Source organism: Diaphorobacter caeni, from assembly GCF_015354245.1.
In the GTDB taxonomy this organism is placed as follows: Bacteria; Pseudomonadota; Gammaproteobacteria; order Burkholderiales; family Burkholderiaceae_C; genus Diaphorobacter_A; species Diaphorobacter_A caeni.
Window position 1 is genome coordinate 489539 of sequence record NZ_JADKYZ010000004.1, and the last position, 15247, is coordinate 504785.

The following is a 15247-nucleotide window of genomic DNA, read 5'->3' on the forward strand; positions in this document are numbered from 1 at the left end:
AGACAAATAACGATTTGTGTTGATGAGTTGAACCCGCTCCAATCGAATTCAAAAAAGAGCATCAACCTTCGACTCGAACATTCTGGAGACTTCACGTGAACACTCGCCGCTCAACTCTGCGCACCCTGCTGACAGTGCTTGCCTGCACCGCCACGCTCGCCCCCGTCACTTCGGCCCTCGCCCAAAACTACCCCAGCAAACCCGTGCGCATGGTCGTCCCCTACCCGCCAGGCGGCGCAACGGACGTGATCGGCCGCATGATCGCCGACAAGCTCGCCACGAAATGGGGTCAGGCGGTCGTCGTGGACAACCGCGCCGGAGCCGGAACCACCGTGGGCGCGGAGAACGTCGCCAAGTCCGCACCGGACGGTTACACGCTGTTCGAGACCACCGCCACGCACACCATCAGCGCCAGTCTCTATCCCAAGCTGAACTACGACCCGATCAAGGACTTCACCCCGATCACGCTCACCGCCACGATCCCGCTGGTGCTGGTGACCACGCCCAAGGTCCCCGCCAGGAACCTCGAGGAACTGCTCAAGTGGATCAAGGCCCAGCCCGGCGGCGCCAGCATGGGATCGCCCGGCAACGGCAGCGTGCAGCACCTGACCGGCGAACTGTTCAAGACCCGCGCGGGCGTCAACACCGTCCATGTGCCCTACAAGGGCGCGTCGCCGATGATCACCGACCTGCTCGGCGGCCAGGTCGACATGGCCTTCGCCACGCTCTCCGAGGTGACGAGCTACATCAAGGCGGGCAAGCTGCAGGCCATCGGCCTCGCCCACGACAAGCGCATGGCGGCCGTGCCCGATGTGCCCACCTTCAATGAGCAGGGCATGAAGGGCTTCGTCGGCGCCACCTGGTTCGGCACCTTCGCGCCCGCCAAGCTGCCGGTGGAGCTGCGCGACCGCATCTACAAGGACATCCAGTCCATCGTCGCCACGCCCGACTTCACGAAGAAACTCGAAGAAATGGGCGCGGAAGTCAACAACCTCGCGCCTCAGGACTTCTCGAAGCTGATCGACGCCGAGGCCAAGCGCTGGGCCGAAGCGGTGAAAATATCGGGTGCCAAAGTAGAGTGAACTTCAACGGAGTCTTTTCAGAGTGAGTCAGCAGTCAGTCAAAGTCCAGCCCCCCCTGCGCGTCGCGCAGATGATCTCCATCGGCGAGCACGCCGACACCCAGTTGCGTGAGCGGCACGGCGCCATCTCCCTGTGGGACAAGGATGCCGCCTTCATCGATGCGCATGCGGCCGAGGTCGAACTGCTCGTCACCACCGCCCGCATCGGCTGCAGCGCCGAGACCATCGCGCGCTTTCCACGCCTGCGCGGCATCAGCAGCTGGGGCGCGGGCTTTGACACCATCGACGTGGCGGCCGCACGCGCGCGCGGCATTCCGGTGAGCAACACTCCCGGCGTGCTCGACGGCTGCGTGGCCGACATGGCCTGGGCCCTGCTGCTCGCCAGCGCCCGCCGCGTGGCCGAGGGCGACCAGTACGTGCGCGACGGCAAATGGGTACGCCTCGGCGAGTTTCCGGTCGGCCTGCGCGTGTCGGGCAAGCGCCTTGGCATCGTCGGCATGGGCAACATCGGCCAGGCCATCGCGCGGCGCGGCGTGGGCTTCGACATGGAAGTGCGCTACACCGGCCGCTCGGCCAAGCCCGACCTGCCGCACACCTTCATGCCCGAGCTCACCGAGCTGGCCGCCTGGGCGGACTTCCTCGTGCTCGCCTGCGTCGGCGGCGCGAGCACCTTCCACATCGTCAACGCCGACGTGCTCAAGGCACTCGGCCCCCAGGGCATCGTGGTGAACATCGCGCGCGGCACGGTGATCGATCAGGCCGCGCTGATCGACGCACTTGTCCACAGGACCATCGGCGGAGCGGGCCTCGACGTGCTCGAAGGCGAACCCGGCGCGCCCGAGATCATGCGCCAGTTGCCCAACGTGGTTTTCACCCCGCACATGGCCAGCGCCACGACCGACACGCGCCTCGATATGCAGCGCTGCGTGGTCGCCAATGTGGAGCAGTTTCTGCGCACCGGCAGCATGCTCACTCCGATTTGATACGGGGTCTGCCTCAAATTTAAGCAGCCCCGAAAAATCTGCTTAAAAAGAAGGCAACACAAAAAGGGAGCGTCGTGAGGCGCTCCCTTTTTTCGTTTCCGTCGTTCAGTGAGCGACCCGCAGATTGCTCAAAGAACAGGCAATTCTCACTGGGCTGCAGGCTTGATGAAGGCCTCGACCCTGCCCTTGAGGGTGATCAGCAGCGGCCGGCCCTTGCGATCCACGGTCTTGCCGGCGGGTACCTTGACCCAGCCCTCGCTCACGCAGTATTCCTCGACATCAAAGCGCTCCTTGCCATTGAAGGTGATGCCGATGTCGTGCTCGAAGAACTCCGGCTTGTGATGCGGGCTGCGGGGATCGATGGAGAGGCGGTCTGGCAGTTGGGGCGTTGCTGAATCGGTCACGGTGCGAATTCTGATGGTTCGAAAGCCGCCATTGTCCCGCAAACCGCCGCGAACGCCCGCCCGCTTCCCCTCAAGAGCCCACGCGCCGACAGTTGTCCAAGGCTCTTTTCCCACTGTGGCAAAGCCTATTTTCAAAGGGCAAAAAGCTATTGTTTCAGGAGCTACAACAATAACATTCACGATGGTTATATCGTGTTTTAACGGTAAAAACCGTGGCTGTGGATAACTTTGAGGGCGGAGTCCGAACAACCCAACACTTGTTCACAGCCTGGGCAATCTCCCGGAATTTATCCCCATTCCGGATGCAACGGCAACCGGGTCGGCTCCACATGCTTGTTTTTTCAGCAAGTTTTTGATTCAAAAAACAAAAAGACAGTTATCCACAGGTTCCGCGCTTCCCTATTACTACTAACATTCTTAAATAACAGCTTTAAAGAACAACCAAGGGAGAACTTTGGAAAGATGCCGCGCTGAAAATGTGAGACTTGAAAATTCGAAAGACTCCAAAGACCGCCTGTTATCCACGATTTGCTGGAGATTTCCTGTGGATAACCGTGGATAAGGTTGAACAACTTGCCTGAAAAACAAAAAAACCGCTTTGGCAAAGCCAAAGCGGCGTAGTTGTTCAAAGGAAAGTGCCTCGCCAAGAGCCGTGCGTGCAGCGATGCCCGGCATGGCGCAGGCCCGGGAAACCCGTTTTCCGGCCCTGCAGCGTGAATTTCAGCGCAGCATGAGGTATCCGATGCCGATGGCCGCGATCAAGCCCACAGCGTCCGCAAACAGCGCGCAGGCGAGCGCGTGACGGGCATGACGCACTCCCACGCTGCCGAAGTACACGGCAAGCACGTAGAACGTGGTCTCGGTCGATCCCTGGACGATCGCGGCGAGTCTGCCCACAAAGCTGTCCACACCATGGGTCTGCAGCACGTCGATCATCAGACCGCGTGCCCCTGCGCCCGAGAGCACCTTCATGAGCCCCACGGGCAGGGCCGGCAGAAATTCGGTGTCCATGCCGAGCGCGCTCACCAAGGCGCCAATGCCTGCCAGCAGCGCATCCATGCATCCCGCCGCTCGGAACACGCCGATGGCCACGAGAATTGCGATCAGGTAGGGAATGATCTGCACGGCCACGCCGAAGCCCTCCTTCGCGCCGTCGATGAAGGCGTCGTAGACGTTCACCCGCCGCCAGGCGCCGACCAGCAGAAACAGCATCACCACGCCGAGAATCACGGCCGCGCCGATGGCGCCCGCGATCTTCGCAGCCTGCTCGGCGGGCAGTTGCGCCAGCGCCGCGACCGCCGCTGCCAGCAGTCCGCCGATGAGCAGCACCGGCACCAGCAGCCGCGCCTTCCAGATCGGCAGGCGCTGGCAGAGCGCCACGGCCAGCACGCCGGCCAGCAGCGAGATGAAGGTGACGATCAGCGTCGGCAGAAAGATGTCGGCCGCGTTGAAGTTCGCGCCCAGCCCCTGCTTGAGCGCCACGCTCTGGCGGATCGCGATCACCGAGGTCGGGATCAGCGTGAGCCCGGCGGTGTTCATCACCACGAACATGATCTGCGCGTTGCTCGCGCTATCGGGCTTTTCGGTGTTGAGCGACTGCAGCTCGCGCATGGCCTTGAGTCCGAGCGGCGTGGCCGCGTTGTCCAGTCCCAGCAGGTTGGCCGAGATGTTCATCGTCATCGCGCCCTGCGCCGGATGGCCGTTGGGCACACCGGGAAAGAGCCGCGTGAGCACCGGGCTGGCGATGCGGGCGAGCAGCTCGATCATTCCAGCCTTCTCGCCCACCCGCATGAGCCCAAGCCACAGGCACATGATGCCGGCCAGGCCCAGCGAGATTTCAAAGCCCGAGCGCGCGCCGTCGAACATCGCGCCGAGCAATGCCTGAAAGATCCCGTCGTCGCCGGTACACCACCGCCAGACGGCGGTGAAAAAAGCGGTTGTGAAAAACCCGATCCAGACCCAGTTGAGTGCCATGCCGCGATGGTAGCGTTTCGGGGCATGTCTTCGCCGCATGGGCCAACCCATGGCAGACTGCACGCCATGCCCGATTCCACGTTGCTTGTCGCCGATGACCATCCGCTGTTTCGCGCGGCGCTGATCCACGTGCTGCATGAACGCTTCGCGCCGTTCTCCATTCTCGAAGCCGCCAGCGCCCAGACGCTGGGCACGGCATTGGCCGAGCATCCAGAAATCGAGCTGGTGCTGCTCGATCTGGCCATGCCCGGAGCGCGGGGCTTCTCGTCGCTGCTGCACGTGCGCGGCGAATATCCACAGATTCCCGTCGTCGTGATTTCGTCCAACGAGCATCCACGCGTGATCCGGCGCGCGCAGCAGTTCGGCGCGGCAGGGTTCATCCCCAAGTCGTCCTCGGCCGACGACATGGTGGCGGCGATCCGGAGCGTGCTTGATGGCGACCTGTCCTTTCCGCACACCGACGCGGAGAGTTCACCGGCCGATGCGGATCTGGCCGCCAGGCTCGCGCAGCTTACGCCGCAGCAGTTCCGAGTGCTCATGTGTCTGGCCGACGGCCTGCTCAACAAGCAGATCGCGCACGAGCTTGGGCTCGCGGAAAACACCGTGAAGGTGCACGTCACGGCGATCCTGAAAAAGCTCGAGTGCTACAGCCGCACGCAGGCCGCCGTGCTCGTCAAGAGCCTCGAGCCCGAGAGCACCGTCTGAGAGCGTCAACACGCTCTGACGCCCCCGCCTTCAGCCCAACTGCGCGATCAGCAGCTCTCGCACCTCGCGCACGATCGGCGCATCGCCGCGCCGCGCGGGCAGCATCTGAAAGCTCACCGCGCCAAGCGCTGGAAGGCGTGACGCGCGCGCCGAAACCACCTCCAGCCCTTCGCACAAAGCCGATTCATTCAGGCACGCAAACCCGAGACCGGCCGCCAGAGCCGACTGCATTCCGCGCACGCCCGATGCCACATGCACGACGGTGAACGCCACGCCCCTGTGGACCAGTGTTTTTTCGGCGAGCACCCGCAGTGAGCACCCTTCGGTCAACGTGACGAGCGGCAGCGCCTGGCCTCTGGTCGGCAACCTTCCGGGCGCGGCCATCCAGCGCAGCGGCTCGGTGCGCAGCAGGTGCGCGCGTGCACTGGTTCTGCCGTCGGCGCGCATGGTGATGGCGATGTCCAGCAGCCCGGCGGAGTGTTCCTCTTCCACCACGCGGCTTTTCCCCATGGTCACGTACAGACGCACGCCGGGATGCTGCTGCGCAAGGCGAGCGAGCAGCCCGGTCACCTCGGACGGACGGAAATAGTCGGTGATGCCAAGACGCAGCTCGCCTTCAAGCGGCGCCTCATGCAGATCGCGCCAGGCTTCGTCGCTCATCGCCAGCAGACGCAGCGCATGCTCGAGCAGCAGCTTGCCCGCAGCGGTGGGCTGCACGCCGCTCTTGCTGCGCACCAGCAGCAGCTTGCCCGCGCGGTCTTCAAGCTTCTTCAACTGTTCGCTGGCCGCCGACTGCGAGAGGAACACCTCGCCCGCGCCCGCAGTCACGCTGCCGGCGTTCACGACATGCACGAAGGTTCGGAGCTGATCGATGTCGAAGGCTTGCATTGCACAGTTTCTGCACGGACCTGTCCAAAGGACATACCGCAGTTCTACAGGAATTTTCCATATGGTTGCACGCAGGTCATACGCATTCATACGCAAGTTGTGCAGCCGTTTGTGCGCATATTATCCACTGGGTTTTCCGATGGATACCAACTGATATTCCCGTTTTACCGATGGATGAAAGATATCCAGAATGCATGTACATGCTTATCAACAGAGGTGTACACAACATGCCCCATATCGTTCTCCATCTCTCCGGCCCCGTGGATGCTGCGCTTGGCCAGCGCAGTGTGGACAAGGTGATCGATCTCACCTGTCGCGTTCTGGGAAAGAAGCCGGAGGTCATCTCCATACAGGTGTTGTTCACACCTTCCGAACAATGGTTCATCGCGGGAAAGACACTCGCCGAAACGGGGCGCAGCGCGTTCCATCTCGACATCAGCGTGACCGACGAGACCAACACCAAGGCCGAGAAGGCGCAGTTCATCCGCGAGCTGCATGCGGCGTTCAAGGAGCTGCGACCCGACCTGCACGAGGTCAGCTACGTGCATGTGATTGACGCGCGCGCGGCGGCCTATGGATATGGCGGGCGCACGCAGGAATTCCGGCACCAGCAGGCCGGCGTGTGATCCGGCTGCCGTGCGATGTTCAGACGATGGACGCGCGGTCCGGGTCGAAGATCAGTGGATAGTCGTGTTCGTCGAGCAGATCGAGAAAATCGTTGAGTCCGTCGTCCGTCTGGATCAGTGCATGCTCCTGTGCCGAGAGCAGATGCACGACCAGCGTGGCGACCGGATGCTCGTCGTGGCTGAGATGCGAGAACAGTTCGCTGTCGGTGCCGATGATCGACGGCAGAAGCAGAAACGTGCGGAATCCGCTGACGCTCAGCGGCGGCTCCTGCATCGGGATGCTGCGACCGAAGCCATGCCACATGTCGTCCACGCGCGGCAGGCGCGCGAGCCAGCGCAGATTGTGGAAGTACTCGGGATTGAGCTCGCGCACATACCAGACCAGCTCTGCAGCGGGCGAGTCGTCCTCGTTGTCTGGTGGCACGGGCATGAGCATGTCGCTCATGCCGGACGTCACGAGCACATAGCCTTCGTCGTCGTCTTCATCCTCCTCGCCGCACTCCTCGATGAAATTGCGGCCGAAGGCATAGATGTCGATGGGGTGGGTGCGGTCGGGATCGAGATCCACATATTCCGGCTCGCCCAGCTCCTCCTGCATGGTGGACACGCGCTGCGCAGCGAGCGTGGATGGCTGTGCTTTGCCGTCTTTGCCGAACGGATTCAGACGAGAGAACATGATGGCACCCGAAGAGAAGGGATGGAGCCGTCCATGATAGCGAACCGCGGCCGCGCTCAGTCTTCGTGCGTCTCGCGCAGACGCAGCAGCGTCTGGCTCAGCAGCGCCCGCAGCGCGGCGGGTCGCACCGGCTTGAACAGCATCGCCCAGCCGCGTTCCGCCGCGTTGCGGCGCAGGGCGACGTCGCGTTCGGCGGTCACAAGAATCACCTGCGGCTGCTGCTGCCAGATTGCGGCCAGTTCGCTATACAGGTCCGGGCCGAAGAAGGTGCCCATGCGCACGTCAAGCAGTACCAGTTGCGGCGCGTTGCCCCGCTTCGCGAAATCGAGAGCGGCCTGAGGTCCGCCCGCGAACGGCACTTCGCAGCCCCAGCGCTCCAACAAAGCGCCGGTGGCCGCGCAGCTGGGGGCGTCGTCATCGATGTACCAGGCGCGCAGGCCCTGCAGCGGCATGTCGGCGCGGGCTTCGGGTGGGTTGGTGGCAGCGGTCGCGTCGGCCTGATGCGGCTGCTGCGCGGCCAGCGGCACGCTGACCCAGAAGGTGCTGCCCCGGCCCAGTTCGGAGACGAGGCCGATCTCGTGGCCGAGCAGCTTGCCCAGACGCTCGACGATGGCGAGCCCCAGCCCCGCACCTCGGTCCTGGTCGTGGCCTTCGTTGAGGCGGCGGAACTCCTCGAAGATCTCGCGCTGCAGGCTCTTGGGAATGCCTGGGCCCTGGTCGCGCACTTCAATGCGCAGATGGTCGCCGCGCCGCCTGCAGCCGATCAGCACGCGGCCCTTGGGCGTGTAGCGGATCGCGTTGGACAGCAGGTTCTGCAGAATGCGGCGCAGCAGCGCCTCGTCGCTGTGCACCACGTAGCGCGAGCCCACGGCGGTGAGCTTCAAGCCGCGGCTTTCCGCGATGATGCCGAAGTTGTGCTGCATCACCTGCAGGAGCGGGCCGAGCGCGAAGTCGCGCACGTGCACGTCGAGCTGGCCGGACTCCATGCGCGAGATGTCCAGCAGGCTGTTGAGAATGCCGTCCTGCGCGGTGAGCGCGCCGTCGATGCTGTCGGCCACATGGCGCGCGGTGTCGTCGTGCAGATGGCTGCGCAGGAGCGAGCTGAACATGCGCGCGGCGTTCAGCGGCTGCAGCAGGTCATGCACGGCGGCGGCGACGAAGCGCGTCTTGTAGCGGTTGGCCGATTCGGCCTCGCGCCGGGCCTGGTCGAGGTCACGCGTGCGCTCGGCGATGCGCTGCTCGAGCGTGTCGGCCAGCGAGCGCAATTCGCGTGCGGCGTTCTTGTAGCTGGTGATGTCGGCGTAGCTCGTGACGAAGCCGCCATCGGGCATGGGATTGCCGCGGATCTCGAGCACCGTGCCGTCGCTCTTGGCGCTTTCATGCAGGTGGCTCGTGCCTTCGCGCAGATGGTCGAGGCGGCGCTGGATCGCCTCTTCGCTGGGGTTGGGGCCGATCAGTCCGCGCCGCGCGTTGTGGCGGATCAGCGCCTCGACGGGCGCACCCACGCGCATGAGCTCGGGCGGGAAGCGGAACAGCTGCACATAGCGCGAATTCCAGGCCACCAGATTCAGATCCGCATCGATCACCACCACGCCCTGGGGCAGGTGCTGCAGGCTGCGCGAGAGCCCCGTGTCGGCCTGCTTGGCGGCCTGCAGAATGCCGTCCTGCGCGGTGCGCAGCTCCTGCGCGTGCTGGTGCAGCACGGTCTCCAGTTCCTGCCGGCTTCGCTGGCGCAGGTTGGACAGGCGCTGGCGCTGGCGCACATACAGCACCAGCATCGCGAGCGCGAGCCAAATGCCCGCCGCCGCGACCGCCGCCCAGCGGCTGGCGATGGTGCTGTTGTGCGTGTTGTGCAGCAGGTGCAGATGCCATTTCGAGTCGGGCAGCTGGACCGTCTGCCAGAGCATCGGCTGCGACAGCGAGGGCTCACTGAAGCGCGCGAGCGTGCCCCCGTCGGCCACTTCCTTGTCGATGCTGAACTGCAATGGCCGCAGCTCCTGATCGGCGTATTGGCGCGTCGCGCTGAGCTCGTTCCGGTCTTTGGGGGAGAGCGGCGCGAGCAGTCGGTAGCGCCAGTCGTCGTGATTGGCGAGAAACACCACGTCGTGCGCATCGGAGGCGAACACGATGTCGCTCGTCTGCAGCCAGCCGCGCTCCAGCTCGATCAGCAGGATCTTGATGGCGATGAGCCCGACGATGTTGCTCTCGTCATCGACGATGGCGCGCGAGAGAAAGTAGCCCGCCTCGCCGGTGGTCATGCCGATGCCGTAGAAGCGGCCCCGGCCCTCGGCGATGGCCTGCGTCACGTAGGGGCGGTAGCTGTAGTCCTCGCCGACGTTGCTGCGCTCGTCGCGCCAGTTGCTCGCGGCCAGCGCCCGGCCCTGCGCGTTGATCAGCGTGAGCGTGGACGAGTGGCTGGCGCCGTTGGCCGCCTCGAGCTTGCGATTGAGCGCGTCGACCTCGGCGCTCGAAAGGGGATGCGTGAGCGCCGCGCGCAGCTGCGGATCCAGCGCCAGCACCTCGGGCAGCGTGCGCTAGCGGTCGATGCGCTGGGACAGCTCCTGGGCATAGAGCGAGAGCTGGCGCTCCACGGTGCGGCTCTCGTCCTGCAGCAAGCGGTGCAGCGCGTACTGGCTGGCCAGCAGCATGCAGACCAGCATGCCTGCGAGCACGGCAAGCACGGTCCACATGATTCGACGGCGCGAAGAGGGCATGGGTTCGGTCGATCAGAAGTCAAAAGGAAGGGGCGGCAGGTGATTGAACCGCCGAACACCACAGTGTAGATACTAGGTAATTACCCGTAGATTACGCGAATCACCCAGAGGGAGCGCGGTCCGTCTAATACCAATGTGTTATCGCCAGCGGAGGCCATGCGCCGTACAAACCGAAACATTCCGCAAGCTGGCGATGGTTTCGCTCGCAGCATGGCTCGTGAAACACCTTGCTCCCGCGTGCGGTCTCGCATTCAAACTTTGGAGAACCCGCATGCAACCCATTCCGCAGCAGGCTGCGCAGCCCGAGCACTTGCCGTTCTATCGGCAGCTTTATTTTCAGGTGATCTTTGCCATCGTGGTCGGCGTGCTGCTCGGCTACTTCGAGCCGGCCTACGCGCAGCAGTTCAAGCCGCTGGGCGACGCGTTCGTGAAGCTGGTGAAGATGATCATCGCGCCGGTGATCTTTCTCACCATCGTGACCGGCATCGCCGGCATGACGCAGCTGCGCACCGTGGGCCGTGTGTTCGCCAAGACCATGGTCTACTTTCTGTTCTTCTCGACGCTCGCGCTGATCGTCGGCCTGATCGTCGCGCACGTGATCCAGCCGGGCGCGGGCATGCACATCAACGTGGCCGATCTGGACCAGAAGGAAGTGCAGGGCTATGTGAGCAAGTCGCACGAGATGACGCTCACCGGCTTCCTCATGGACATCATTCCCAAGACGCTGGTGAGCCCGTTCGTGGGTGACAACATTCTGCAGGTGCTGTTCGTCGCCGTGCTGTTCGGCATCTCGCTGGCCATGTCCGGCGACCACGGCAAGCCCGTGCTGAAGTTCCTTGAGTCGCTCACCGTCCCCGTGTTCAAGCTCGTGGGCATTCTCATGAAGGCCGCTCCCATCGGCGCCTTCGGCGCCATCGCCTTCACCATCGGCAAGTTCGGTCTGGGCTCGCTCGTGAACCTCGCGTGGCTGGTCGGCACGTTCTACATCACCTCGCTGCTGTTCGTGCTGGTGATTCTCGGCGCCGTGGCGCGCATGTGCGGCTTCTCGGTGACCAAGCTGGCCAGGTACCTCAAGGCCGAGCTGCTGCTGGTACTGGGCACTTCGTCGTCCGAATCGGCCCTGCCCTCGCTCATGCAGAAGATGGAGCGCGCCGGTTGCAGCAAGTCGGTGGTCGGCCTTGTCGTGCCTACCGGCTACTCGTTCAACCTTGACGGCACCAACATCTACATGACGCTGGCGGCGCTGTTCATCGCGCAGGCCACCGACACCCACCTCACGCTCGGTCACCAGATCATGCTGCTGCTGGTGGCGATGCTGAGCTCCAAGGGCGCCGCCGGCGTGACCGGCGCGGGCTTCATCACGCTGGCCGCGACGCTGGCCGTGGTGCCCGAAGTGCCGGTCGCCGGCATGGCGCTGATTCTCGGCGTGGACCGCTTCATGAGCGAATGCCGCTCGCTGACCAACTTCATGGGCAACGCCGTGGCGACCGTGGTGGTCTCCAAGTGGGAAAAGGCGCTGGACCACGACAAGCTCGACGCAGCCCTGGGCGGAACGCTGCCGCCGGAACCCGAAGAAGTGGGCGCCAAGCACGCCTGAGCATTCCGATTCAAGCGCGCAATCCGGAAAGCCCCGTGGCTGACGTCTGTCGGCCACGGGGCTTTGTCTTTCATGGCGCGGCTGTGGACAACTTGCGGCCGCACTGCGTAGCATCGCAAAACCGCACCGCCGCACTCCAGAAGGCCTTTCATGCACATCGCCCGTCGCCCGTTTCACCGGCTTGGCTGTGGCCTGCTGCTCTTGTGGATGGGCGCGTTGGCCCAGGCCCAGTCCAGCTCCGACACGCTGCCTGGCCATCTCTATGAAGGCACGCTCAAGGGCCATGCGCTGCAGGCCTGCATCGAGCAGGACGAGGGCCTGTTCTACGTGCTGGCGACGAAGGAGCCGACGCCCGCTGTGGATATCTTCAAGCCCAACACGCAGCGCATGGCGCGGCCGCCATCCGAAAAGCCCGTCGAGCTGACGGGCACATGGCAGACCAGCCTCGAGGGCGGCTGCTGCACCCCATCGCTTGCGGAGCCATTGCGGGGCGAGCCTCTTGTCGACTGGATGACGCTCAAGGAGAGCGGCGACAAGTCCTGGCAGGGGACGACGCATTTCCGCCTGCGCGGCGATCCCTCGTTGGCCGCCAGATGGGACAGCGCGCCGCTGCTGCTCAGGCGCGTGGCGGACACCTGCGAGGCCTTTGAGCGCAAGCGTCTGGATCGCCCATGGCAGGAGATGCACCTCACTAAAGCGCAACGCGCGGACCTCAAGGTGCAGCCGCGCCGGGTGAAGCTCAAATACCTGATGCACCCCGTGTCCAAGGCCAGAGCGCTCGAGCTGCTGCCCGCCCCGGCGGTTCCAGCAGCCGCGCTGCAGGCCATCAACCGCCAATTGACGGCCACGCGCGAGGACATGAACAGCGACTGGAGCCAGTGCTCGGAATACGACGGCGCGATGCACCTGATCGCCGAATCCGCGCGCGTCATCTCCATCGAGACGTCAACCGGCTCCTACTGCGGCGGCGCGCATCCCAACGAGGGACAGGGCTTTCAGACCTTTGATCTGACCACCGGCGAGCCCATCGACTTCAACCGCTGGCTGATGCAGCCCGCGAGGCCGGACGGCAAAGCGCTTCTTCCGAAGCTGCTGGAGCGGTTGCTCCAGTCCATCGGCGGCGCGCAGGACGTCGAGCAGGAATGCATCGACCGCATGCGCGAAACGGGACAATTCGGGCTGTGGATGAGTGCCCGGGGCGCGCAGTTCCGGTTCATGGAAGACGCGCGGCCCTACGTCGTCTGCCGCGACGACTACGCCCTCTCCTTTTCCACCGTACGGCCCTTCATTCGGGCCGACAGGCGCAAGGATTTCGACGCCATCGCCAGCAGTTTCACGCGGCGTTGAGCCACCAGAGCGTGGTCACGCTCTCAGAACGGCGGATCTTCTTCCTCGTCATCACCTTCCGCCGTCACCGCGGACCTGGAGTTGTCCACAGCCCCCGACTTGGTGTCGGCATCCGGGCGGGGCGTGGCCACCGACGTGCCACCGCCGAGTTCGGTGCGGCCCTCGCCGCCCAGTGCCTCGATCAGATCGGGCAGCAGCTTGGTGAGCTCACCCGTGGCGATCGCCACGTCGGCATCAAAATCGCCGTCGTCCTGCTTCTGGCCTTCGAAAACCGTGTCGAGGAAGGACACCTTCTTGATCTGCAGGCTCTCGGTGAGCACGAACGACACGCGGTCGTCCCACGTCATCGCGAGCTTGGTGGGCAGCTTGCCCTGCTCGATGTGCTCGCGAACCTCGTCGATGTCGAGCGGATGGCGCGAATAGCGCACCACGGCCTTGGCCTCGTCGGCGCTCTTGAGCTCGCATTCGCGATCGATGCTGAAGCCAACCGGAGGCTCCTGTTCCTTGAGCCAGTGCGCCATGCAGGCCTGCGGCGACTCGGCCGTGTCGAGCAGCGCCACGGCAAAGCCCGGCAGCGCGTCGACCAGCATGGTCACCACTTCGTCGGCGCGGCCCTGGCTGCCGGTGTCGAGCACCAGCAGATGCGCCTCGGGATCGATCCACACCCAGGTCGATCCCTGCTTGGTGAACGCCATCGGCAGCAGGTCGAGCTTGGCCTCTTCCTTGAGCTCCTTGCTTTCCTTCTTGCCGGGCTTGCGGCCGGTTTCCTGCTCGATGCGCGCGGCCTTTTCCTTGACCTTGCGCGCCAGCACCGAACCCGGCAGCACCTTGGATTCGCTCATCAGGCGCAGGATCCATTGCCCGCCCACGGATTCGGCGAGCAGGCCATGCTCCTCGCCGCGCGGGGGCACCCAGCCCACGGACTTTTCCTGCGTCGCGCCGCATTCCTCGAACAGCGACTTGGCGAGCGCTTCTTCCAACTGCGTCAACTCCGCCTGCCAAGACTCGGCGATGCGATACACGATCATGTTTTTGAACACGATAACTATCCGTCCTTCACTGTGCGTAATACGTGAGCCATTTCGAGCGATTGCCCGACGGCATGCCTTCATTGTCCCGCATAGCCGCCCCACCCGACGGCGCGCGCGGGGAAACAGGACGAAACACCCGAAGGGGCCATTCACGGCCACGGGGAAATTCGTAGAACTTTACACAGATTGAAATTCAGCACACGGTGGCGATACATGGCGGTCCGACACTTGTCCACAAGCGCCGGGGTTCTTGCTCCGCCCCTCTCGACCTGCTCTCTCCCTCCCAGGCGGACACCCCCGGCGCCCCAATCTCTCGACGACAGACACGAGACATTTCACGAAAGGAAATCTCATCATGGCCCGATTCGCTCTCAGCACCCGCACTTTTGCTGCCACCGCACTGGCCGCGGCCATGTTCGCCGCCGCAGCCACCCCGGCCCTGGCCCAGACCGCAGCGCCTGCCCAAGCCACGGCACCCGCCGCATCGGCTCCCGCAGACGCCAAGCCCGGTCATCGTCATCACGAACGCGGCCAGCGCATGTCGCCCGAGCAGCGCCAGGAACGCATGGCCAAGCATGCCGAAGCCTTCAAGCAGAAGCTCAAGATCACCGCCGACCAGGAACCCGCCTGGAACGCCTTCCAAGCGTCCATGGGCCCCAAGGACAAGCCTGACCATGCGCGTCTGGACCCCAAGGAGATGGACAAGCTGACCACGCCCGAACGCATCGACCGCATGCGTGCCATGCACGCACAGCGCTCGGCCGAGATGGATCGTCGCGGTGAAGCCGTGAAGACCTTCTACGCCACGCTCAAGCCCGAGCAGCAGAAGGTGTTCGACCAGGAAAGCAAGCGCATGATGCATCGCTTCGGTCCCGGCGGCGAGCATGGCCCGCGTGACGGAGCCCGCAAGGGCCACGAACATCGCCGTGGCGATCATGACGGCAAGCACCATCCGCGTCACGACGGCAAGGGCCGTCCCGCACCTTCGGACGCCGCACCGGCAGCGCCTGCTCAGCCGCAGTAATCCGTCCTTGGTTTGACCTCAAAAGCCCGCAACTTGCGGGCTTTTGTGTTCATTGTCGAAAGCACCGCTCACCAAATGCCATCCGTCATGCGGTGAAGACCTACGACACGGTCGGTCATCCACAGACTAAAGTCAGCAACAAACAGGTTGCTGACCGTGGGAGTACTGACATGTCGATCCACTTCGCACACGACAAA

Annotated in this window: 13 protein-coding genes and 1 pseudogene; 7 read left to right on the top strand and 7 right to left on the bottom strand. The window is 64.1% G+C overall.

Going from position 1 to position 15247, the window contains the following annotated elements; translation table 11 throughout:
- Positions 1-95: 95 nt before the first annotated feature.
- Complete coding sequence (locus ISG32_RS13005; protein ID WP_323745932.1) at positions 96-1082, top strand: Bug family tripartite tricarboxylate transporter substrate binding protein; 987 nt, start codon at positions 96-98, stop codon at positions 1080-1082.
- Positions 1083-1104: 22 nt separating this feature from the next.
- Positions 1105-2064 carry a 2-hydroxyacid dehydrogenase gene (locus tag ISG32_RS13010; RefSeq protein WP_323745933.1) on the top strand — a complete coding sequence of 320 codons (960 nt, stop codon included), beginning with the start codon at positions 1105-1107 and terminating at the stop codon, positions 2062-2064.
- A gap of 146 nt (positions 2065-2210) precedes the next feature.
- On the opposite strand, the gene ISG32_RS13015 is transcribed toward ISG32_RS13010, so the two are convergent.
- From ISG32_RS13015 to ISG32_RS13025, 3 genes are all read right to left on the bottom strand, one after another.
- Positions 2211-2468: a DUF3297 family protein gene (locus tag ISG32_RS13015; protein ID WP_194771419.1), complete on the bottom strand. Its 258-nt coding sequence runs from the start codon at positions 2466-2468 to the stop codon at positions 2211-2213.
- A gap of 417 nt (positions 2469-2885) precedes the next feature.
- Positions 2886-3143, bottom strand: coding sequence for a hypothetical protein (locus tag ISG32_RS13020; protein ID WP_194771420.1), 258 nt, complete (start codon positions 3141-3143; stop codon positions 2886-2888).
- Positions 3144-3188: 45 nt separating this feature from the next.
- Positions 3189-4442, bottom strand: coding sequence for a nucleoside recognition domain-containing protein (locus ISG32_RS13025; RefSeq protein ID WP_194771421.1), 1254 nt, complete (start codon positions 4440-4442; stop codon positions 3189-3191).
- Between the two features lie 66 nt (positions 4443-4508).
- Here ISG32_RS13025 and ISG32_RS13030 point away from each other — a divergent pair, with 66 nt between their 5' ends.
- A complete protein-coding gene (locus tag ISG32_RS13030) occupies positions 4509-5147 on the top strand; it encodes a response regulator (protein WP_194771422.1) in 639 nt (212 codons plus the stop codon).
- Between the two features lie 30 nt (positions 5148-5177).
- Here the strand turns inward: ISG32_RS13030 and ISG32_RS13035 are convergent, their stop codons facing one another.
- Positions 5178-6035 (bottom strand): LysR family transcriptional regulator, encoded by an 858-nt coding sequence (locus ISG32_RS13035; protein ID WP_194771423.1) that lies wholly within the window; start codon positions 6033-6035, stop codon positions 5178-5180.
- A 227-nt stretch (positions 6036-6262) separates the two neighbouring features.
- Between ISG32_RS13035 and ISG32_RS13040 the strand changes: the two genes are divergently transcribed.
- Positions 6263-6661 carry a tautomerase family protein gene (locus ISG32_RS13040; RefSeq protein WP_194771424.1) on the top strand — a complete coding sequence of 133 codons (399 nt, stop codon included), beginning with the start codon at positions 6263-6265 and terminating at the stop codon, positions 6659-6661.
- A gap of 19 nt (positions 6662-6680) precedes the next feature.
- Here ISG32_RS13040 and ISG32_RS13045 read toward each other — a convergent pair whose 3' ends face one another.
- Positions 6681-7337 carry a suppressor of fused domain protein gene (locus ISG32_RS13045; protein ID WP_194771425.1) on the bottom strand — a complete coding sequence of 219 codons (657 nt, stop codon included), beginning with the start codon at positions 7335-7337 and terminating at the stop codon, positions 6681-6683.
- 56 nt (positions 7338-7393) lie between these two features.
- Positions 7394-10051: pseudogene (locus ISG32_RS13050) on the bottom strand (hybrid sensor histidine kinase/response regulator).
- A 271-nt stretch (positions 10052-10322) separates the two neighbouring features.
- Between ISG32_RS13050 and ISG32_RS13055 the strand changes: the two are divergent.
- Positions 10323-11648 carry a dicarboxylate/amino acid:cation symporter gene (locus ISG32_RS13055; RefSeq protein ID WP_194771426.1) on the top strand — a complete coding sequence of 442 codons (1326 nt, stop codon included), beginning with the start codon at positions 10323-10325 and terminating at the stop codon, positions 11646-11648.
- Between the two features lie 150 nt (positions 11649-11798).
- On the top strand, positions 11799-12995 hold the full coding sequence (locus ISG32_RS13060; RefSeq protein ID WP_194771427.1) for a hypothetical protein: 1197 nt from the start codon (positions 11799-11801) through the stop codon (positions 12993-12995).
- A gap of 23 nt (positions 12996-13018) precedes the next feature.
- On the opposite strand, the gene ISG32_RS13065 is transcribed toward ISG32_RS13060, so the two are convergent.
- Complete coding sequence (locus ISG32_RS13065; protein WP_194771428.1) at positions 13019-14035, bottom strand: recombination-associated protein RdgC; 1017 nt, start codon at positions 14033-14035, stop codon at positions 13019-13021.
- 346 nt (positions 14036-14381) lie between these two features.
- On the opposite strand from ISG32_RS13065, the gene ISG32_RS13070 reads away from it, so the two are divergent.
- Positions 14382-15050 (top strand): Spy/CpxP family protein refolding chaperone, encoded by a 669-nt coding sequence (locus ISG32_RS13070; RefSeq protein WP_194771429.1) that lies wholly within the window; start codon positions 14382-14384, stop codon positions 15048-15050.
- Positions 15051-15247 lie beyond the last annotated feature (197 nt).